The organism is Streptomyces dysideae (assembly GCF_001514305.1).
In the GTDB taxonomy this organism is placed as follows: Bacteria; Actinomycetota; Actinomycetes; order Streptomycetales; family Streptomycetaceae; genus Streptomyces; species Streptomyces dysideae.
The window spans coordinates 271,151-292,979 of sequence record NZ_KQ949080.1 but is presented as its reverse complement, the minus strand read 5'-3'; the positions used below and the strand labels follow the sequence as shown (position 1 = coordinate 292,979).

Here is a 21,829-nt window from a genome sequence, read left to right as displayed (position 1 = left end):
CTTCCGCAGCAGGCGGCCGGACGCAGGAGCCCCGCAAAGGACCGGAGTGATGAGGAATATGGAGGACTTGTGGCTGTTGTCAGTGCTCACGGTTACTCTGCCGGGGTGTACGAGGAGTTCGAGCTTGAGGACCCCGCGGCGCGCAGGCGCGCCGCAATCGCCGCGGAAAAGGATCGTCTGGCGCGCGACCGTGAGCGGCGCGAGTCCCGAGGCCTCACGGCTGTCAGTGGCTTCCTCCGCCGGAAGTGGGGCTGGCTGGGAGTGGACGGCGACGACGCCGTTACCGCCGTCCACGGCATCCTCGACGAACTCTCCCGCTCCGACGGTCTCGCCGAGGAGCCGCGGGCCGTTCTACGGGCGGCCGCGGCCGGCACCCCCGATCGCGAGGCGCTGCTGCCAGCTGTGCGGGCCGCTCTGGAGAGCGTGACTCCCGAGGAGGTTCTCGCGCAGATACGGAGCCTGTGGAAGGCCGAGATTCCCTGGCTGACGGCCGCCGGCGCGGAGCGCTGCCGGGTGATCTGTTCCAGCGCACCAAGTCTCCTGCTCGTCAGCGGCAGGTCGCGGGGCGTGTCCGGTGGCCCCGCCTTCTCTCTCTTCGCTGCTGCAGCTACGCAAGGCGCCGTGCCCGTGCCCACACGCCACCTGCCTGACATCCTGCGCTGGGCACCGATGCCTGCCCTCGACGATCTCGTCGACCACGGTGGCCTATTGCCCGAGGACACCCCTTGGGAACGGCGGGACAAGGACGAGGCCCTGTATCTGCGCGCACGCCTCGCGCCGGAAACAATCTCGTCCGAGGAAGCGGCCACGTTGGAGTGGGCCGACTACCTTCGACGCGAGGCTTTCCTGAACGGCGCGCGTCTCGAACGGCTGGAGCCCGTAGACGTGTGGGACCTGTTGTATGACGTCGTCGCGGACGGGGATGTTACGCGCATCAACGAGTTGGACACTCTCCTACCCCGCACTCAGCAGATCCAGCTCCGGGACATCAGGTCCGGCGCTGTCAACGGCGAGTGGCCTCGTGAAACCGTCGTGGACAGCGGACTGTGGCTGCTGATGGCCAGCCTCTGGCAGCCACAGCAGAGCGTGAATCCACAGCTCAGCTCCTTTCACGCGCTGGTGGCGCTCAACCGGGCGTACGACCTGCTCAAGGCCGGCCGACTGGAGCAAGCGGCCAAGCAGGCGGAGCGGTTCGAGAAGGGCGCGACCGGCAGGCGGGCCGACGCGGGAATCCGCCAGGAGGCGCTCACCATACGGGCCTACGTCGCCGCGGTAGAGGGCAACCTCGACACCGCGGAGACCCACGCACGAACTGCCGTCGGATTCGGAGAGCAGGCCGCCCCCAACGTCGCGCTGGTGCGATCCTGGAAGGCCACGCCGAAGAACCGGCGCGACCGGGCCACTAATCCGTTCATCGAACTCGGCCTGGACCATGGCTCGTTCCGCTGGGAGAAGCACTGCAGAGAACTATTCCGCCAGGCAGAGGGCGATCACGCACTGCAGGCCTGGATCAACGAAGCTGAGGAGCGAATCCGCGCGGCGCAGGGCGGTGACGCGGGCTTCTCGGTGTTCTTCCGCATCCCTCTGGAGCCGGAGCGGTATCTGATGCCGGACACGGTTCCCACGACGCTCGTGCCGCCCGTCAAAGGACTGGCTCGCCGCACTCCCTCCCTCAGCGGCGAGCAGTTGGAGCAGATCCGGGCGCGCGCCGCCGTCGAACTTCTCGACGACCTGCGGACCACTCCCCCACGCCTCGACCGCCACGGCCAACGGGCCTGACGCCTCTGTCCTGTCCCTCCTTCTCCCCATAGGTAACCGTCTGCCATGTCTCCCAGAATGCAGCCCGCGCGATCATCCAGCTCCGAAGGTTGGTCGCCTGGCAAGAGGGCGTCGTCGAAGAAAGCCGACGCCAGGAAAAAGGTGGCGAAAGCAGATCGTCCCGGCCGAATCTGCCCGGCATGCGGTGGTGTCCAGCCCGGGGCGCAGAAGCGCGCCAAGACACACAGGCCCACCGGCCTGCGTACACGTCAAGGGGCAGCACGCGCAGCCGCCGCTCGTGCTGCGGACGGCGAGGAACGCTCAGCAACAGCCGATGCCACGTCGGCACTTGCGCGAGAGCCAGTGGATGCCCCAACCCTGATCAAGGGAATCGTGGAGCGCCTCCCCGCCTCACTCGGTGAGCCCCGCGATGACAGCCCGGCTTCGCCCGCCCAGTTCACCGCCGCCGTGCGGAAGGCGGTGCTGGAGGAGTTCCGGACTCGCGCCGCTTTCGCCGGCCGACTCGCCGAGATCGATGCCTTGCTGTGGACACAGAAGGACCGCGGTGGGCCAGCCGTACACACCGCCATGGCGGACCATCTGAGCGCACTTGGCATCCGCCGCCTCGAAACGCCCGCGAACGCCGATGCGTTCGTCGTCACCGAAGGCGTCGGCGAGGCGTTCGAACTGCTCAGCCCCGCCTACGTCGACGACCTCACGGGCAAGGTCATCCTGGCCGGGCAGCTCCGCCGGATCGTCGCCGATGCCGCACAGAACCACACGGGAGAAGAAGTATGACGGCCACCGGGATCGACTTCGGAACCACGAACTCGGTCGCCGCACAGTGGAATGGCGGCGAGTTCGCCGAGGTCCTCGAGATCGGCAGCCAGGGCCTGGACGCCAACTGGAGACGGCCGGGCTTCGAGCGCCTGTACCCATCGGTGGTGGGAACCAGCTCCCTGCGCGCCGGCACGTTGTTCGGCTGGGAGGCCAAGCTCCGCTCCGAGCGCGCCGTCGAGGCGTGCAAGCGCATGCTGCGCGAGGAACCCCTCGTCACCATCGGAGGCGAACGCTTCGCCGCCACCACGGCAGCGGCGGCTGTCTTCCGGTCGATGGCTCTCGCCGCACAGGACGAAGCGGCCACGGACATCGACGAAGCCGTCATCACCGTACCCGCCAACGCTACCGGCGCAGCCCGGTTCCGCACACGGGAAGCGGCGCGTGCCGCCGGAATCACCATGCGTACCCTGCTCAACGAGCCCACCTCAGCGGCCATCGCCTACGCTCATTACTTGGAAAAAGAGGGTGAGTTCCTGGTCTTCGACTGGGGCGGCGGCACCATGGACGCCACCCTCCTCCTCCACGACGACGGCTTCTTCGACGAGAAGGCCAGCCGCGGCGTCAACCGGCTCGGCGGCCTGGAGATCGACGAACGACTGCGGCGCATGGTCCTGGACCGGGCACCCGCCCAGCGGCCCTGGACCGATTCGGAGAAACGTCAGTTCCGGCTCGACATCGAGCGCGGCAAGATCCTGCTCTCCCAGCAGGAGTCCGTCAACGTGATCACTCCGGACGGCGTACCGGTCGAGATCGGCCAGCACGAATTCTCCTACGAGATCCAGGACCTGATCACTCGCGCACTGGAACCCGTGGAAGAGTGCCTGGCGCAGGCGCGCATCGAACCGGACGACCTGTCCGCCGTCCTGATGATCGGAGGCAGCAGCCAGATTCCGGCCGTCCGTGCCGCCGTCGCCGAGGCCCTCGACCGCGAGCTGGTTTCCGTCGACGCGTTCGACCCGATGACCGTCGTCGCCGAGGGCGCGGCCATCTGCGCGGCCGCCATGGCGGGCGAACTGAACAGCATCATCCGCGTCGTCAACACGCACGCGCTCGGAACGGTCACCACAGAGCCGGACGGTAAGAGGCAGTTCAGCACCCTGATCCCGCGCAATCTCCGGCTCCCACAGCAGCGCGTGAAGTCCTACGAGCCGAACAGGGACAACGTTTCCAAACTGACAGTGGAGGTATGGGAAGGAGCCCCCGATCGGCCGGTCGACCACCCGGACAACGTCAAACTGACCGAACTCGAACTGCGCTACACCGAACCCTGCAAGGACAGGAATGAGGGCGTCTTCGACCTCGAGTTCACCTACAGCAAGGAAGGACTGCTGTCGGTCAAGGCAACCTTGCAGCGAACCGGCGAGCCCGTCCTCAACGGCGAGGTCAAGGTGTTCGGTGACGGAGCCGTGGAGCCGGAGGTCAGGAAGGAACTTGAGCGGCTCCTCGCCCTCGCCCCTGCAACACGCCCTACGCCGAAACCGACACACCCTCAGCAGCCGTCCTCCCGCCCCGCTCGGTCGGCCGGGCCCACCGAACCGCTCGTCGTGGACGGATCCAACCTGGCATGGAACGGAAGGCCACCACGGCACAAGGGCGGACAGCCGAGCTTCGCGGCACTCCAGGCTGCCGTTACCGCACTGCGCTTCAAGCATCCACAGCGCGATATCCACGTCGTCGTGGATGCCTCCCTGAGACACCAAGTCAGCGCGGAGGAACGCCCCCTCGTGGAACAGGCCATCGCGGACGGCCACGTCGTACAGCCTCCGGCCGGCACAGAAGGACGAGGAGACGCACTCGTCATCAGCATCGCCGAGGAAGTGGGTGGAGTCATCGTCTCCAACGACAACTTCGCACCGTTCCAGAAGGACAATCCGTGGCTACTGACCAAGGGGCGGGTAATGGGGGCAACGCAATCGCACGGCATCTGGGTGTTCACCGCGCGCACGCCCAACCCAGCCCCTGGAGCGGTACGCCGCTGACGCAAGAGAGATGTGCCTCGTGGGCGCCGCCACGGGATGATCTTGGCGAAACAGCAGTGCAGCTCGGCAGGATCGTGCTCGTCTTCCTGAAGGCCCAGGGGCCGCGGCCGGTGGCGCGCGGCCCCTGGGCGGTGCAGGGTGACCGGGCTCAGTCGATGTTGGTGTCCGTCTCCTGAGCCCTTCGGGCGTTGTTCCTGAGGTTGGCGAAGGGCAGAGCTCCTCCGTAGAGTTCTTTGAACTCGTCGATCAGGTCCTGCTCAGCCTCGCCCGCGTCGTCCTCGGTCATCGGCCGCCAGGCGACGAGCAGTGCGCCCGAGTCGGCCAACTGCCAGATGTAGCGACCGCCCCAATGGCCGGCCAGCAGACCAGTGCCGTGGCGGCGGTAGTCGGCAAGCCGCTGATTGAGTCCGTACTGGCCCGCGGCCTTGCCGATGTACACGACCGTTGCCCCGTCCACCCAGGCATCGCCGAGCTTGTCGGCGGTCACGGATGGGTCGCGGCCTTTGAGGTGTCCGGCAGGGCTGGTGGGGAGGAACGACGGGGGCGAGGTGTCCGTGCGGATCACCACGTAGATTCCGTGCCCGGTGGGGACGTTCCTGTCTGGCAGTTCACGGAACGGCACGAAGCCGCGGAAGCCGCGTGCGGTCAGGCTCCTCTGCGTCAGCTCTGGTGTCGGGCTCATGCCAGGCATCGTGCCAGAAGCATCTGACAGTCCTGGCCCGCCGCTCGTATTGCTACGGCAAGGGGACATGTAGCGCTGCGAACCCCCCGGGCCCATCTCCGGTCGAGGAGCGCGGGGAACGGCGTGGCGCTCCGGGACTGCGGCACAGCGGTGCGACCGCAGCCAGGCGGTTGAGGAACAGCCGAAGGCCCGCGGCAAGCCCCGCCCCGTGAAGAGCGGGGCCGCTTCGCGCAGTACCAGCCTGACGCAACAGCAGCCCAGCGGCGCTGAGCAGGCTTCTGTGGGAGGAGACTTCACGGCTGCCCCGCCACGGGCGACCCGTCAGGTCCACCCTGCCGCGCGCATCATGCTCACCAACGCGCGCTCGGCTGCCTGCTCCTCGTCCTGGTCCACCTCGACGCTCTCCCAGCCCTGGGCATACCGCAGCACGTTGGACAGCGTCTCGTGGTCGGCAGCGCCGCGCGGGCCCTCAAAGGGCGAGTGCAGGACCGTCGACAGTGCCTGCCGCACCCAGCGGGCGACGGTGGCCTCGTCCCCCTCGGGCATCCACGGGTAGTAGGGCACTCGCCCGATTTCCCGCAGCGCATCCGTGAGCCCTTCGAACTCCGGGCCGGGACGCGGGCCGGCCGCGCGGTCGAGTGCGTCGGCGAATTCGGCGAGCAGCGCGAGGTCGGCTTCGGCCACTTCAATGGTGGTCAGGTGCACCACGTCCCCACCGTCGGGCCCGATCAGCAGCAGCACGTTGGGCGTGGGCGGGAGGATCTCATCCACCATCCCGTCCGCGAACTCCTCCGTCCCCTCGGGCAGCGCGTCGCGCACCCGGTAGTACGCGTCTTCGACGTCCTCGATCGGCGCGCCCGGGATCGGCGCCCTCCGGCTGTCCCGGTAACCCATCAGCACCCCCTCATGGTCCAAGACCATGTCCATTCGGAGCCTCAGGAGCAGCCCGGCCAGCTCGTACAGGCCGGGCAGGGCGTCCTGGACCAGGGGCAACAGCAAGGTGCGGGTGGGGGTGAGGCGCGGCGGCGACTGCTGGCCGCCAGCTCGGGCCCGGTCGTTCGCCCGCATGGCCTCGGTGTACCCCGTGCCGGTGGCCCGGCTCTGCTCCCGGATTTCCCGCGTGCGCTTCCGCGACTTCCTGGGCTGGCTCGTAGGCATGTCTGACTCCGTACAGCAGCGCGCCCCACGCACACGCCGCTCTGAAGGCAGGCGGGTTCAGGTGCACGATGCGTCGAAGGACGGCTTGGCCTACCAACGAGGACTCCGGCGTGAGCGGAAGACCCCTTCAGCGGTCGGCGGTCGTGGCCGCCTGCCCGGCAGCATACCGGCCCGGCCGCAGCGGCACCAAAGGTCAGCTGACGACCTTGGACCGCTGCGTCTCCCGGTTACGGAGTGCCACACGCCCCTGGCCGCAGCGGACCGCGAGCTGGTCGCGGGCCGGAGGGTGTGTTTCGACGTCACCCGGGACACCGATGGTGTCCGGGCCGACAACAGCCGCCGCCTGACCCCGTGTCCTTGAGGAACTGTGTCTGCCAACCTGCCCAGACCTCGTCCAGGGCCCGGCTGGTCGCCGGGCTCCCATGGTGAGTAACAGATTGGTGTCTGCCATTTGAGAGGTCTGCCGTCTTCGTTACGTTGACGGGCAAAAGTGCTGGCGGGAGCGTGTCCCGACCGCCGCGATCCTCGGAGAGACACGTGTTCAATCCACCGCCACTGACAGATGTGCCGATACCGCGCTACGCGCGCCGCTGTGTGGGCCGGGTGCTTGTGCCGCTGGTATCGCTAGGGATCTTCTCCTGGGCGCCTTTTGCCTGGTCGGCGGTGCGTCAGCGTTCATCGGCTGACGCCGTTCTCGCGGCGGTCTCCTTCGTAGCCGTGATCTGCACGATGGCGTACGGCTACAGCGGGGGGAATGGCGTTGCCATCTGGATGGTGCTGCTGACATTGATGCTGGGGGGCGGTGTGCTGGCTGGTGTCCGTACTCCGCGCACGGAGAGCGTCCGCACCGGTGGCAAGCCGGCCGCGGTCTGGCTGGTCAGCGCTCTGACGGTGGTCTACTTCGTCGCGGCCGGCGCTTTCGCACCGAGCAAGCCTCCAAACCAGGATGAGACCACGCCGCCAGCTGCGTCGCCCGCCCCTTCTCTGTCGTCTGATACAGAGCCCACCGCAGCGGTGACCGAGTCCATCACAACACCTGACGTCCCAGAGACGAAGGAAGCAGACGAACGCGACGCCCCACCGACAGAGGAAGAAGCGGAGCCAGACGACAACGACGGGACGGGCGGCCAGCGCTTCGATGGCCAGGTGGGCATCCAGTTCGGATACGCCTGCTCTCCCGTCGGGGCTCTCGGCGTCGCCGAGGACGGACGTCCCGCCAAGTGCTTCATGGGCAGGGACGGCCGGGCTCGGTGGGGCTATGACTCGAACCGTGGTTAGTGGCACTCCCAACGACGGGTTCTTCTTCGTACGGCTCTCGTATGAGCAGGGACGGGGTACCCCGGAAGGGATCGGTGTCGTCCTGCTTGTTGTCGACGCTGTAACGCCGAAGTGCCCGACCCCGGCCGGCGGGCGCCCAGGACCGGGGCCGTCAGGAGATCTGTTCGTATAGGGTCCCCTCTGCCTCCCGCAGCTCGCGCTCGACGGCTTCGGTGAGGTTCGGGTTGTCGATGAGGACGCCGAACTCGACGTTGTTGTTCTCTGCGCTCCATGAGAAGTTCGCGCTGGTGACCAGGAGGAGGTGGTGGTCGATGGCGAGGAACTTGGCGTGATTGCGGACGTAGCCGCCGTCGAATTCCTTGGTCCGCCATACCTCGGCCGGAGCCAGGTGCGTGGCTACCTCTGTGGTCGACGGGGACCAGTGTTGTCCGCTGCCGTCGGCGGCTCGGGTGTCCATGTAGACGCGGACGGCGACGCCGTCGCGCTGTGCGGCTGTTCGAAGTGACGTCCAGAGTGTCGAACTGCGCTGGAAGTTGAAGGTGGAGCAGGTGATCGCGTGGCGGGCGCTGTCGACGAGGCGGGTGACCGAGGTGGTGAGGGGTCCGCTCTGGGCGAGGTGTCCGGGCATGGTCCACAGCGGTGACAGCGTGGTCGGAAGTGCCCGTGCCCCCTCGATCGCTCTCAGGACCAGGATCTGTTGGGGTGCCGCTCCGGGACCGCCGCCGACGGCCTCCAGCAGCTGGCGGACTTCTGCCCGCTGGCCGACGGCGACGACCTTGAGGGCGGTGGTCAAGGTGTCGCCGTCGGCCAGGCGGTCCGCTATGTCCTTGGCCTCGGTTCCGGTCAGGAGTCGGCCGAGCTGGCGTGGCGCGTTCGCGTCACTCATGGGTCTGGAAGAAGCCGAGGTCGCTGCCGGGCAGGTCGAGGAGGAAGCGGCGGTCGAGGAAGCGGTTGGCGCGCTCGCAGGAGGTCTCCGAGGCCATGACGCAGCAGTGGCAGGCGGCGCCGTGGAGGAAGTCCTCGGGATCCTGTGGGGTGCGCTTGGAGCAGATGGGGTCGGAGGAGCAGCGTGTGGCCTTGCGTAGCGCGCTGCTGACGACCCGCTGGAGGCGTGTTGGCTCGCTGAGCTGGACGAGGCCGCCGAGGGTGCCGTCGCTGTCGGAGGCGGTGGTGCAGATGAGAAGGCCGGCTGCGGGGTCGCGGCCTTCGGCGGTGGGCCATGCGTAGAGGCGTTCGCTGAGGCTGGCGGCCGAGTAGCCGCAGGTCAGGGCGAGTTCGCGGATGAGGATGTGGGCGAGGGTGTGGACGAGCCAGTAGCGTGGGGGCTTCAGGCGGCTGTCGGGGTCGATCTGGCCGGCGGTGTCGGAGAAGCGGCGCTCGAAGTTTCTGCGGTGTGCCTCGCGGTGGAGTGTCCACAGGTCGGTGTCCAGGACGTGCTTCTCCCATGCGGCGACGGCGTTCTCGTCGAGCTGGAGGAAGATGCCTTCGCCGCGGTCCTCGGTGGCCACGGTCCAGCTCGGCCGGGACGTACGCGTCAGTGGGGCCAGGCGGCGCGGGAGGTCGCCGACGCGGTCCATGTCGTCGATGCGGGTGAAGCCGACCAGGGCATTCACCTTGCGGAGGCGTTCGACCGCGAGCACACGGGTGATCTCCGGTTGCAGGGCGTCGCCCCGGTTGCGGGTGGCGAGTGTGAGTCCGCTCTTGGGGTCCTCGACGCGGGTGCCGACGATGTCACGCAGCAGGTAACGCCATTCGGGGACGAGGAGGTCGACGGGGTCCCAGTCGCGGAGTTTCTCCTCCTGTTCCTCCGGGGTGTCGGTGGGGGCGGAGGCCGCTTGAAGGACCTGCTCCAGGTCGTGGTCGGACAGGGCGGTGACGTCGACGCCGCCGTCCATGCCGAGAAGGTCCCGGATCAGGTCCAGGTTGTCGCGGTACTTGGCGAGTTTGTCGCCCAGCGCGGTGCGGACCCGGTCGGCCAGGTCACTGGCCTGTTCCTCCTGGGACTCCGGCATCACGATGATCGACTGGGTGGCCGGGAACCAGAGGTTGGATGCGCCGACGAGCATCAGCCGGGTCTCGTTGCGGCAGCCCTTGGGCTCGAAGGCGTCCAGGTGGGGGTGGCGTCCGCGGCACTGCGGGAGTTTCGCCCTGCCGGCCTCGCCCTGGGCCTCGTTCATGGGCCGCCGCATGTCGCAGGATGCGCAGTGGATGACGGCCGAGGCGCCCTTGCCGGCGGTCCGGTCGACCATCTTCAGAGCGGGCAGCTCGGCTTGGCTGCACGGCTGTCCGCGGTGTACCCACAGGTCGTACGGAAACTCGTCCAGGTGTCCATCGACGCAGGCCAGGAGATACCGGGCCGGGATGGCGGTGCGGCGCATCGGCTTGCGGGAGCCGGCGCCCGCGCGGCCCGTGCACTTGGCGTGCTCGAAGACGGCCAGGTCGGTGCGGAAGGGATGCGTGTTGCGGTAGTCGAACTGGGCAAGCAGTCCGAGCATGTCGCAGCCGGTGCACCGCAGCCATTGCGGGAAGACCCGGGAGGGGACTCCCAGGTCGTTGCCTTCGGCGGACCTGCTGTGCTTCTTCGGCTGCCAGGGGTACGGCCGCAGCTGCACGTCGGGGGAACGCAGCATCATCCGGACCACGTCGCGCAGGCGCGGGGCGTGGATCTGCGGGGGCGCGGAGTCGCGGCGCCGCCAGATGCGGTCCCAGTCGTCCAGGCCGGTAGGCATGATCGTGAACTGCGGCAGGTCCATGATCGCGCCGGGGCCATAGGTGTAGAGCAGGGAGGAGGGGCGGGCCGAGCCGACCTTGGCACGGTTGTGCTTGGTCGCCTTCTCCGCCTCCTGTTCCAGGTCGCCCAGAGGGTCGACGGCGCGGGCGACGTCGTAGACGAAGCGCGTCTCGTCACTCACGAGTTGTCCTCCGGCATCTTCCACTGAGGGGCATGGTCGGGTGCCCGGTACACCAGTCGCTCCTTGATCGGGCTCACCAGGAGGTTGATCTCCGGCTGCACCTCGCGCATCGAGTTCGCCACGATGAACGGCGCGGCGTCGCGGGTGTCGATGCCCGCCTTGGCGTTCTCCGCGCTCATCATCAGCGCGTCGTGCCGACCGTCGTCCAGAACCCTCTCGTACACCAGCGACTTGCGGTCCTCCATGAGGCTCTTGCGTCGCTTGCCCCATTGGTCGAGCCGGTTCTCCAAGCGCAGCCGGGCACGGTTAGCGGCGTCCTCGTCGCCGGCTCGCGCGACGCGACGGACGAGGGCGTCGACGAGTTCGCCCGCGAAGTGCTGCTCGGCCTCGATACGGGCCGCCCCGTCCTCCGGGGACAGCCCTTGGCCGTGGCCAGCTTTGGCGGCCTGGAGGACGCGGGCGGCGCTGACCAGCACGCCGTCCAGGCCGCGCTCCAGGGAGGTCACCGAGAACGGGGTCACCGACAGCGCCTCTACTTGGGCGTAGAACGTCTCGTGGTAGTGGCGGAACTGCTCGAAATGGGCGAGGTCCCTCGGCCGCGCCCAGTTCCCGAGCGCGACCACCAGACCCGGCCGGTCCGCGGTACGGCCGACTCGGGAGGACGCCTGGATGTACTCGGCGGTGTTCTTCGGCTGCCCGACCACGAGCATCAGCCCAAGACGGGTCACGTCCACACCCACCTGGAGCATGGAGGTGGCCAGGACCACGTCGTACGGATTGACCTCACGCGTGGGTTCCGGCTTCTTCGCCTCTCGCAATGCGCGCCGGTTCCGCTTCCCTGCGGTGGAGTCGAAGCCCGGGTCGAACGCCGTCGCCATCTGGTCCAGGGTCGCGGTGATGTCCGCGCTGGCCACACGCGAGGTCAGCTCGGCGACGTGCAGCGAACCGTAGTCGGTGCCGGTGCGGCGGGGGAGCTTCGACCAGGGGCGCCCCTTGGCGAGCGCGGTCTGGATGTCGTCGCTCATGTATCGAGCCATGCCGGCGAGTTCACGGGTAGCGCTGAAGTAGCCGACCAGGCTCATGTACGGATCGGCCACGCGGCCGGAGCGGTCAATAAGCAGTTGCCCGCCGGCTAGAAGCACCTCGGCAACCCGGATCTCCGCTGTGGTCAAGCGCACCCCGGTCGTGCTGATCCCGACGTACCGGCGTCCAGGGTTCTTCTCGGAGACCGGGATCTCCTTGGAGAAGTAGGTGTTCCCGGCGTCCAGGACCTGCGGCGGGAAGATGGTGACGTCGCGCCCGTACAGCGCACGCACCTGCTCCGACGCGTTGCGTGCGGTGGCTGTGGAGGCGACGAGCAGCGGACGCACCGGGCGCCCGTCCTTGGTCCGCCAGTCGGTCATAACGTCGATGGCCACCTCGAACAGGCCCACTGTCGTGCCGAGTGCCCCGGTGATCAGGTGCAACTCGTCCTGGATGACCAGGTCCGGGGGCCGCAGCCGCGTGGCCGCGTGAACGGGGGCCGCCGGCCAGCCGTCCTTCTTGGGATGCTTGCTGCCGTCCTTGATGTCGCACTGCTGATAGTCGGGATGCACGAAGCCGTGCCGTTCACAGCGACGCGAGACGTGCCCGAACAGCGAGGCGGCCTCGCCCTCCCGCGCGAGGCGGGCGAACTTGTCCACGGTGGCGATGACGAACGCCGGCGCGAGCCGGTAGATCTCCTCGTCCACTGTGAGCACCGGCAGCCCGTCCGGGACCTCACCGCCGTCGGCGAACGGACAGTCGGCCAGCTCGTCACCGCAGTACACGTACACCCGGCGCAGCGCGGGCTCCGTGCGCACATCGCGCGCCTCGACCCGCGTCCCGCACCACGGGCAGCGCTGGATCTGCAGCACCGTCAGCCGATAGCCACGGCCCCCATGGGCCTTCTGCAACTGCTCGGCGGCCTCGTCGTACCGCTTCGGGCTCACATCGGTACCGACCCACAGCCCGATCCGGAACGGCTCGTCCCCCCACGTCGCCACGTCATCGCGCCGCGCCAGCTCCGCCGCGCACACCAGGGCGGTGGCGCGCTGGAACTGCTGGGCGGTGAGCAGGCGCAGCGTGTACCGCATGAGGACGGCGACCCCGGACCGCCCGTCCAGCGGACCGTCGAAGGCATCCACCACGCCCTGGCGGCGACGGATGGCGAACGTGTACGCGGCCAGACCCAGATACGCCTCCGTCTTGCCACCACCGGTCGGGAAGAACAGCAGCTGCGCCTTGGCCAGATCCCCCGACCGTTTCTCGGCCGCCGGGTCGGACAGCAACGGCAACTGCATCAGCACGAAGGCGAGCTGGAAGGTACGCCACGAATGCGCCAAGGCCCCCTTCTCCGCGAGGACCGCCTCGCGAGCCTCGTCGATGCTCTCCTCCGGCCGACTCGCCCGCCGCTCCGCGACCTGGGACTGCACACGCTGACCAGCCATCACCCGGTTCATGAACCGGAAACAGCGCAACGCCTCCTCGTCCCCGAGGAGATGCTCCAGACCCTCCTCAAGCTGGCGTTGCACCCGGCGCGCCTCGGTGACCGCGTCCAGACCCTCGGACCGCAGATGCTCCGGAAGAGCCTCGGCCCGCCGCTCCTCGCCGTCCAGCCAGGCCGTGTAACCCGCGACGATCGGCTCAAGACCCGTACGCAGCTCATCGGGCGACGCCTCCTGGAGCCTGCGCATGTCCAGCAGAGCCGCGCCGATCTCCTCGGCGGCCGTCTGCGGCGTCTCACTCACCGGCAGCCACGTCGTCCAGACCTCACTGGCCCTGCGCGCTCCCTCGGCTACCTCCCAGTCCACCGAGCAGGTCCGGCCATGGGCGAACTCCAGACGGTTGCGGTACTGAAGCCGCAGCCGCCGCAGCTCGTCGTCCGGCTCCTCGCGCGTGTCCAGGAGTACGTCATTGACCGGCAGGAACACCTCAGCGCCACCGGCCGACACCGACAGCTTGGTCTGGTACAGCCACGCCTCGACCGGGATCTTGCGAGGCGTCTCCCGGTCATTGCACAACGCCACCTCGATCAGCCGGCAGCCACGCTCGGAGTCGTCGTACCGGTCCACCCGGAGCAGGACCTTGTCCTTGAGCACGATCTCGGTCGTACGGGACGGCTTCAGGTCGGCAACCTTGATCGCCTTCGCTATGGCGTGCAGGGTGCGCTGGAAACGACGGAGAGCCGGAGCGGATGCCGCGCCCTCGCCCCCGCCGTCTTCGGTGCCCTCGCCACGCTTCTCCTTCACCGGCTCGTACGTGCCCCACGAGGCGGTCACCGTGAACTCGTCCAGATCGTCAGGGATCTGGAAACGCAGCCCCATCGACGCTGGGATCATCAGACCACGCTTCTGCGGCTGATCCTCGACCTCGTCCTCGTCCGCACTCGCGCTGCTGTCGTCGACGGCGGTGAGCGGCACGCCCCGGCCCTCGGCGGCGTCCACACCGTCGCCCACGTCGGTCGCGGCGTCGTCCGATCCCGCCTCGCCGGGGTCGTCCTGGCCGGCGGTGAGGCGCACGGGCGCGATCCGGCCGATCAGGTACGCCGAGTCGGGGACACCGTCGAGGATCTCGTCCGGGCCGTTGGCCGGGCCGAGGAGCTCACGCTCCAGGATGTCGACCAGGTTCTCGCGGGCCGTCCAGGAACGGTCATCGGGTTCGAAGGCGAGACGGTAGGCCAGGGCCTGAGGGCCGCCGGATGCGGGCTGGGCGCTGCTGCGCCGCGGGGTGGTCACTCGTCGTCCTCCTCGTCCTCGATGCCCTCATTGTCGCCGGTGGGACTGACAACGCCCTGCGAGGCGGCGCGACGATGGTTCTCTTCAAGGAGGCGGTCGAGGATCTCCACCCGGGCGGCGGGGCTCACCGTCCAGCGTTCCATCTGACGGTAGGTGTGGAAGCCGTGGTCCAGCGGGACGTCGTTCCAGCCGTAGGCAGCCATGACTGCCCGGTCGAGCTCCACGTGAATCTCACGGAGACAGGCTACGTCGGAATCAACTGAGTCGCTGATACCGGGGTCATTGACCAGGTTGTACAGCTTCGTGAGGCCGAGTCCGCGCCGGAGCATGATCTCGCGGCGCTCGGTGTCGAGCGTGCGGCCAGCCCTGGCGAGTCCCTCCGTGGGCCGCGGCCGTGGAAATGTAACGAATACGTCCGACGGTGAATAATTGACATCTGATCGCATCGTTGAGCCGTACTTGATAGCCCACATCTGATGCAGGCTCGATGACAGCGCGGCCTGGTCAACATAGGAGTCCGTCGCGAATACGGCAAGTTTGTTGCTGAATACTTGCCCGGTAGTCACGCGCATAGGCATGACTGTATTGCTCACCATCGCGATGGTGAGCACCTCGCGTAGGTCACTAATAGCCGCCCTTAGGCCAGGACGCTTATCTCCGAAGTGCCACCAGTAATCCCTGTGCGCTTTCCGCTTCTTCTTCTCTCGCTCCGGCCTAACTTCTTTCAATACCCGCTGATATGGAAGCTCGTATCTCTCTGCAGCGACCTTGGGGCGATCGTTGAAGTCAATAACCCATCGCGAAGCTGACGTGTTCGGGCTTGAGTTGAGATCCTCTCCATTGAGGTATGGGAACAGTACGTCCTTGTTGTGAGAGTCGACAGCGATCCATTCGGCCGCCTCGGCGGCTTCCAGGACGAACCCCATGCCCACCACGACGCACCCCTGGAACGCAACCTCGTCATTCTCCAGGAGTCGTACCGGCGCACCATCCATACGGCCGCTCGGCTCCAGCAATGTAGAGATGTGTTCGGCTGCGACACCGTCAGCGATTCGAGGCACTCCAGGACTTACTTCGTCGCGGGTACCCCAAACTGCTGCGTACTCCAAATTCGCGCTGGCGGCGGGCCAGGATCGACTCTGAACTGCCCGAGTAATTGTGAACCCTTGAGTCGCCAACTGGTCAAGGCCCACGTGTCGGGTGTCACCTTGCGCAACTGTATTTGTGGCAATCAAGCCTAGGCCCCCTCGCCTCGAAGTGAGGCTGTAGGCTCGCAGCATGAAGTACGCCACCAGATCGGCGCCGCCCTTTCTGCCGTGCGCTAGCTCGTTGACGAACCAATCGCGAATATCGGTGCCCATTGCGCCGGTTAGTTTGTGACCACCCAGGAACGGCGGGTTACCGACGATTGCATCAAACCCACCCTGTTCCATCACATCTGGCACGGCCAGAATCCAGTGCAGCGGCTTCCAACGCTCGTAGTCCGTCGCCACCGTCGGAGTGAGCCCGGCTTCCTGGATGCCGTCGAGCATCGTCCGGTCCGCTTCCCCGCCATCGGCCGGGTACGCGCTCTCCACCGCGATGCGCAGATTCTCGTACGCCGCCTTCAACAGCTTGCCGGGCTTGCCGCCCCACCGAAGCCCGGCCGCGATCACCCCGTCCGCGACATCGGCGAGCTGTGCAGTCAGCTCCTGGTACCGGCGCCACTGCCGCCGCTTCGTAGCGGCCGAGCGCTGCGGGTCGCTGTCGTCGACCTCGGTGGCGAGCTGGCGGCGCAGACGGCTGGCCTGCTCCAGGATGTCGTCCACGTCCAGGGCGAAGACGCTGAGCTGGTTGCCGGCCGCGGCCGGGTCGATGTGGAGGCGGCGCAGCTGGTCGGCGTCGGTCAGGCCGAGCAGGGCGTTGCCGTGCAGGACCTTGTCGTCGACGAAGGAGAACGGGAGCTTCGGGTCAAGGGAGACCAGCCACAGAGACAGCTTGCACATCTCCACGGCCATGCCGTTGATGTCGGCGCCGTAGAGGCAGGTTGCGACGACGGTCCTTATGGCGTGGACGTGCAGGTCGTGCGGTGTCCTTCCACGTGCTTCGCCTTGGCGCTGCCATGCCTCGACGAGCCGGTCGGCGAGGTACCGTGCTGCGGCCACGAGGAAGGCGCCCGAGCCGCAGGCGATGTCGGCGATGCGCAGGTCGAGGATCTGGTCGGAGTCGATGGGCCGCCAGGCGTCCTGGTCGGCGGTCTGGTGTGGTCCGGGCAAGTAGACGAGAGGTTCCAGCGCGTACCGGACGACTTCCTCGGCCAGTGAGCGGGGCGTGTAGTGCGCGCCGGCCGAGGCGCGCGAGGGGGTTTCCACCAGCAGGACGCCGCCGGGCTCGACCACCAGCGGTCGGTTGCGCAGGTCGCGGCGGATGATTCCGATGAACGGGCGCAGCCGGTCGCGCAGTTCGGGGTCGTCGGTGACGTCGCGCAGGGCGATCTCGGTGTCGTCGAGGGTGTCGCCCGCCTTGAGCGCCTTGGTGAGGGCGGCCTTGCTGGACGGCTTCGCGGCCGGCTGGTGCTGCTTGATCCAGGCGAGGATCGCGTCGGCCAGCGCGGTCTCGGTGCGCTTGGCCTGGCTAAGTTCTTCGAGGGTGGCGAGGGGGATCTCGGGTTCGGATCCCGCGCTGCCGTTCAGACCGACGATGATCTCTTCGGCGGGTTCGCAGGAGTAGCCGAGCAGGCCCTCGTAGATGTAGCCGATCTGTTCGACGTCGATGTCGCGGAAGGAGATTCGTCGTGCTCCGCCGGGCAGTTGGGCGATCTGGACGGCGCGCAGGACTTCGAGCATGACGCGGTCGCTGACCGTGATGGCCAGGGTGTCCTGGGAGTCGCAGGCGGTGAAGAAGGGGAAGCGGGACGGGTCGAAGAGGGAGCCGCCGTACTCGGGAAGGCGCAGGTCCTCGAAGGTCGCGCCCCGGTACAGGGCCTGGGAGGTGGCCAGGAGCCGGTGCCAGGTCAGGAACGTGGCGTCGAGGGCCTGTTCGCCCTCCTCCTTCTCGCGGCTGTCGAGGAGGTCGAGTTCGTCGCTGATGCCGTATCCCATGGCGAAGAGGCGGCTTTGGGGTAGCAGTCCGCGTTCTTCGGCGAAGAGGAGGAAGACGACGCGCATCATGACGGTGACGGCGGCCTCGTAGACCTCGCCCCTTGCCGCCGGGAGCGGGTCGGGCTCGCCGCGTCGCTGTGTGTCCAGGGCGCCTTCGGACAGGGCCTGGACGATGAGTTCGACGGCTCGGCGGACCTGGGTGCCGAGCGCTTCGGTGATCTTTTCGGCGGCGGTGACGGACTCGCCGAAGAGCTCGGTCAGTCGGTCCTGCTGTTTGCCGCCGACCAGGCGGCGGCGCTGGAGGAGTTCGATGAAGGCGTTGCGGGTCTGGGGCTCTTCGATCCAGGTCTGGGCGTCGACGATTCCGGAGGCGACCATGGTCTGCGGGCGGGCGCTGACGATCGCCCACCAGCGGCCGTCGGTGACGACGCCGATGGGGACGTCGGAGGCGCGCAGCAGCTCTTCCATGCGGTCGATGGGGCTGGCCGACCAGCCGTCGGTGAGCAGGTCGCGCAGGGAGTCGGTGGGGTCGGTGACCAGGACAAGGGCCCCGGTCGTGTCTCCGTGGACGAGGGCGCCGTCGGCGCGCACGGTGACGGCGTAGTCGGGCGAGCGGACCTCGGCGGCGGCCGGGGCCGGCACGGTGTAGGAGGCGCCCCAGCGCAGCCCCTGGCGCAGGACGAGGTCGACCCAGGTGTCGCGGGCCTCGCGGTACAGGTCGAGAGCGGCTTCGTCACCCGGGTGCTCGTCCCAGTTCTCCCATGCCTTCTCGAAGGCCGGCTTGGCGTCCTTGATGGCGTCGAGCGCCCGGGAGTCGGGCTGGGGAATGCCTTCGCGGTAGACGCGCTCCAAGGCGGGGACAGCGAGGAACGGGCCGTCCGCGTCGACGAGTTCGAGCCAGGCACGGTGCAGATCGGCGGCGGTCTGGGGGTAGCGGCGGCTCATGCCTTGACCATTCCGTTCTTCGCGTCTTCGGGGGTGAGGGCGAACACGACCGCGGCGGCGGATACATAGGGCCTGATGTCGCTGTAGCGTTCCTGGATCGAGGCGATCTCGCGCGCTTCCTCGTCGTCCAGGCTGTCGAGGCGCTCGTTCATGTGATGCAGGTCCCGGCGTCGCTGCTTCTGCTGGTCGTCGGTGAACAGCAGCTCTTCCTCGGCGCGGATGGCCTGCTCCAGGCGGTCGCGGGACTCGCGCAGGTTGAGCCGGAAGGCGTCGAAGATCTCATGAGCACGCTTGATGTCGGAGTCCCGGCGCTGTGTGAGCGCCTCGGTGACCTTCTCCTGGCGGCTGGCGCTCTTGCGCTTCATCGCGGTCAGCAGGCGTGTGCGCAGCCGGGAACCGTCGTCGTTCCACTGCTCGGCGAGGTGAGCACGCACCTTCTCATCAGCCAGGAGCAGATCCGCAGAGTCGAGGGTTTCGTCGAGGACCTGCTCGACCTTGGACTCGGCGAGTGCCTGACCGCGTAGCCGGACGCCGGTGAGGAACACCTCCTCGTGGAGCCGCAGCCCGCCGCGTCCGACCAGGACAAGCCGGGAGACGGCGGCCACACAGGACTCGGGAAGGCCGGGGGCAATGACGGCGGTGACCCGGTGTACCGGGGAATCCGTGCTGAACAGCGCGGAGCGCAAGGTGCGGGTAGCGCGCTGCATAAGGGCGTGCCCGAGGTGGATGTGGACCAGGTCGGTGCGCTGCTGGGCGGCCTGGTCATCGAAGGTGATGGGACGCGGGACACCCGGCTCCAGGCGGGTGTCCAGGCCGCGCAGGGCTGGCTGCCAGGAGCGGCCGAGGTTCGGGATCTCGAAGACCTGCGCCTCTGTGCGGTCGTCGCCGATCTCTACGAGCGGGGGCTGAGAGGTCAGGGTGAGCGCGGTATCCACGACCCGGCGGGCGTTCGCGGGCGTGAGATGCATGGCAGCCTTGCGCTCGTCGTACGTCTCCGACAGCCGAGTGAGCTGGCGGTTCAGCTCCATCCCGCCGGCCAGCACGCGGGTGATCACCTCGTTGCCGTCGTCCGGCGCGGTCAGCCGGGCCTTACGCGTCGTTCGGGTGGGGGCGAAGTGCTCCTGCACCTCGGCGTCGATGACCTGGTTGACCTTGCCGAGATCCTCGGTGGCCTGCCCGACCTTGGTCGCGATGATCCCCATGAACTTCATGTCCGCGTCGTACGTCGTGGAGCCGGATACCGGCACGAAGTGGAATATCTCCGGGTTCTTCGTCTGCCCGTACCGGTCGATCCGGCCGATGCGCTGCTCCAGGCGGGACGGGTTGAAGGGGATGTCGAAGTTGACCAGGCGGTGGCAGTGGGTCTGCAGGTCGATGCCCTCGCCGGCGGAGTCGGTGGCGAGCAGGACGCGGACCGGGTGCTTGTCCGGGCTCTCGGTGAACCGGGCGCGGATCTTCTCCCGCTCCTCGGTCGGGGTCGAGCCCTGGATGACCTCCAGTACGTCGTTGTAGCCGCGCTGCCGCAGGACGCGCTCGATCCATTCGAGGGTGGCCGCGTACTCCGTGAACACCACGACGCGTTCGTTGGTCCAGTGGATGCCGTCCGGTCGGCAGACCGCGGCGAGAAAGGTCAGCAGTTCTTCCAGGCGGGAGTCCGGCTTGTGCTCATAGCGGCGCCCCCACTCGATGAGCGAGGCGATCTCGCTGCTGGTGGCCGCGACCAGGGGATCTGAGCCCTTGGTGTGACGCAGCGCGGTGAACTCGGGGTGCTCGGCCGCGCCCTCCTCCTCGTCCGACTGACCGCTGCCCAGCACCTCCGTGTAATACTGGTCTTCGTCGTCCATCCGAAGCTGCCGGTCGCCCCCGTCCGCGCCCTCGTACAGCTCAAGGGTGCGGGCGAACGACCACGGGCTGGACAGGAAACGCTTCTTCAGCAGCATCGCGACGATGTCGCCGCCCGAGCCCTTGCCGTTCGCCCGGGCACTGTCCGCCAGCAGCCGCTCCAGCCGCGCGAACTGTTGCTGCTCCTCCTCCGACGGCGTGAACGGGAGGGTCCCCAGCTTCCGGGTCTTGAACCCCTTGTCCGGCAGATCGGTCTTCAGCCACCGCACCATCACCTCCTTCAGTGCCTGCTCGTCGATGCTCGCGCCGCGGGTGAACCGGCGGCCGTCGATCATTTCCAGCAGGGCGGTGAACGACTCCGAATAGCCGTTGTGCGGCGTCGCGCTCAGGAACAGCCGGTGCTCGCATGCCTCGGCGAGCCGCATCGTCGCCGTCGTCCGTTTGCTGTCCACCGCGTAGCCACGCTGCCCCGGCGCCGTCGTCGGGCTGGCCGGCGCCACATGGTGCGCCTCGTCGACCACCAGCACGTCGAACGCGTACCGCCTGGCCGTCCCCGCGCTGCGCACATCGGCCAGCACGTCACGGAGCAGGCGCTGCGCCCGCAGCGACGGCAGCCACGCCATGCTCACGATCACGCGCGGGAAGAGCCGGAACGGGTTGGCGTTCAGCCCGTGGCTCCGCCGCACCTTCGCCATCAGCTCGCTGTTGACGATGACGAAGTCGAGGCCGAACTTCTCCCGCATCTCGTCCTGCCACTTCAGCGACAGGCTCGGCGGGCACACGATCACCACGGACCGCGCGCGGTGCCGCAGCAGCAGCTCCTGCACAACGAGTCCGGCCTCGATGGTCTTGCCCAGGCCGACGTCGTCGGCGAGCAGCAGGTTCGTACGCGACGACTGAAGGGCCCGGCTGAGCGGCACCAGCTGGTACGCCTCCACGTTCGCGCCGCTGCGGAAGGGAGCCTGATAGGAGTTCGCGTCCGCCGAGGTGACCGCACCCCAGCGGACCGCGTCGACGAACGCGGCGAGTGTGTTCGGATCGTCGAACGCCTCCGCCCGCACAGTCTCCGGCAGCCCCTGGTTCGGGGCGACGGTGTGCCCGACCTCCAACTCCCAGACCACCGTCAGTTCCTGCCCGAGCCGGTCCTCATCCAGCGACTGCAGGCTCACCACATGTGTAAGTCCCGGCATGCCCTCGTCTGCGGGGCTACGAGGAAGGCCCTGCTTCTGGATGTCGGACACGGCCCAGGTGGAGCCCCGGACCTTGACGACCTGTCCCGGCTCTGGGACCGGCGGAATGGCCGCCGTATTCGGGGTGCTGCTCGCCGATCCCTGCGGATACTCCGTCGCGGTCGCCACCTGGGCAGACTCCTTCACCAACGCCGTCACTGCCGAGCGTAACCACCTAGGCACATATGGATAGCGTCAGGCCGCGGAGGTTACAGAATTACCAGTATCTCCGACCTGACTACGGCCCGCTGCAAGTCCTCAGGACTCGCGGACACCATGGTCAGCGGATTGTGGAAGGGTCGTCTTGGCAAGGGCCAGTCGGTGCGGGCTTCCGCCTGCGCCCTCGCGTGATCTCGACCAAGACGCCCTTC

Annotated in this window: 11 protein-coding genes; 4 read left to right on the top strand and 7 right to left on the bottom strand. The window is 68.0% G+C overall.

Features of this window, described 5'->3' with window-relative positions; translation table 11 throughout:
* The first annotated feature begins 105 nt into the window (after window positions 1-105).
* The 3 genes from AQJ91_RS13205 (at window position 106) to AQJ91_RS13195 (ending at window position 4,577) form a co-directional block, all read left to right on the top strand.
* Window positions 106-1,779, top strand: coding sequence for a hypothetical protein (locus AQJ91_RS13205; protein ID WP_067020097.1), 1,674 nt, complete (start codon window positions 106-108; stop codon window positions 1,777-1,779).
* 372 nt (window positions 1,780-2,151) lie between these two features.
* Window positions 2,152-2,556, top strand: a complete 405-nt coding sequence (locus AQJ91_RS55520; protein WP_234382188.1) for a hypothetical protein — start codon at window positions 2,152-2,154, stop codon at window positions 2,554-2,556.
* Complete coding sequence (locus AQJ91_RS13195; protein WP_067020092.1) at window positions 2,553-4,577, top strand: Hsp70 family protein; 2,025 nt, start codon at window positions 2,553-2,555, stop codon at window positions 4,575-4,577. The genes AQJ91_RS55520 and AQJ91_RS13195 overlap by 4 nt, the downstream gene beginning before the upstream one ends.
* A gap of 148 nt (window positions 4,578-4,725) precedes the next feature.
* Here AQJ91_RS13195 and AQJ91_RS13190 read toward each other — a convergent pair whose 3' ends face one another.
* Both AQJ91_RS13190 and AQJ91_RS55515 read right to left on the bottom strand, forming a co-directional pair.
* Window positions 4,726-5,259 carry a hypothetical protein gene (locus AQJ91_RS13190; protein WP_234382186.1) on the bottom strand — a complete coding sequence of 178 codons (534 nt, stop codon included), beginning with the start codon at window positions 5,257-5,259 and terminating at the stop codon, window positions 4,726-4,728.
* A gap of 321 nt (window positions 5,260-5,580) precedes the next feature.
* Complete coding sequence (locus AQJ91_RS55515; RefSeq protein WP_234382184.1) at window positions 5,581-6,417, bottom strand: hypothetical protein; 837 nt, start codon at window positions 6,415-6,417, stop codon at window positions 5,581-5,583.
* Window positions 6,418-6,954: 537 nt separating this feature from the next.
* Between AQJ91_RS55515 and AQJ91_RS13180 the strand changes: the two genes are divergently transcribed.
* Window positions 6,955-7,695: a hypothetical protein gene (locus tag AQJ91_RS13180; RefSeq protein WP_159054550.1), complete on the top strand. Its 741-nt coding sequence runs from the start codon at window positions 6,955-6,957 to the stop codon at window positions 7,693-7,695.
* A 151-nt stretch (window positions 7,696-7,846) separates the two neighbouring features.
* On the opposite strand, the gene drmC is transcribed toward AQJ91_RS13180, so the two are convergent.
* Genes drmC through drmD form a run of 5 tightly spaced genes read right to left on the bottom strand, consistent with a single transcriptional unit; the run spans window position 7,847 to window position 21,587 of the window.
* Window positions 7,847-8,581 (bottom strand): DISARM system phospholipase D-like protein DrmC, encoded by a 735-nt coding sequence (gene drmC, locus AQJ91_RS13175; protein ID WP_067020083.1) that lies wholly within the window; start codon window positions 8,579-8,581, stop codon window positions 7,847-7,849.
* A complete protein-coding gene (gene drmB / locus AQJ91_RS13170; RefSeq protein ID WP_067020080.1) occupies window positions 8,574-10,607 on the bottom strand; it encodes a DUF1998 domain-containing protein in 2,034 nt (677 codons plus the stop codon). Before drmB ends, drmC begins: the two co-directional genes overlap by 8 nt.
* The gene (gene drmA / locus AQJ91_RS13165) at window positions 10,604-14,362 is read right to left on the bottom strand and encodes a DISARM system helicase DrmA (protein WP_067020078.1); all 3,759 of its coding nucleotides are present in this window, start codon (window positions 14,360-14,362) and stop codon (window positions 10,604-10,606) included. Before drmA ends, drmB begins: the two co-directional genes overlap by 4 nt.
* On the bottom strand, window positions 14,359-18,387 hold the full coding sequence (locus tag AQJ91_RS13160; RefSeq protein WP_067020075.1) for an Eco57I restriction-modification methylase domain-containing protein: 4,029 nt from the start codon (window positions 18,385-18,387) through the stop codon (window positions 14,359-14,361). Before AQJ91_RS13160 ends, drmA begins: the two co-directional genes overlap by 4 nt.
* Entirely contained in the window at window positions 18,384-21,587 is a 3,204-nt protein-coding gene (gene drmD, locus AQJ91_RS13155) for a DISARM system SNF2-like helicase DrmD (protein WP_067020072.1), read from the bottom strand. The genes AQJ91_RS13160 and drmD overlap by 4 nt, the downstream gene beginning before the upstream one ends.
* Window positions 21,588-21,829: the final 242 nt, after the last annotated feature.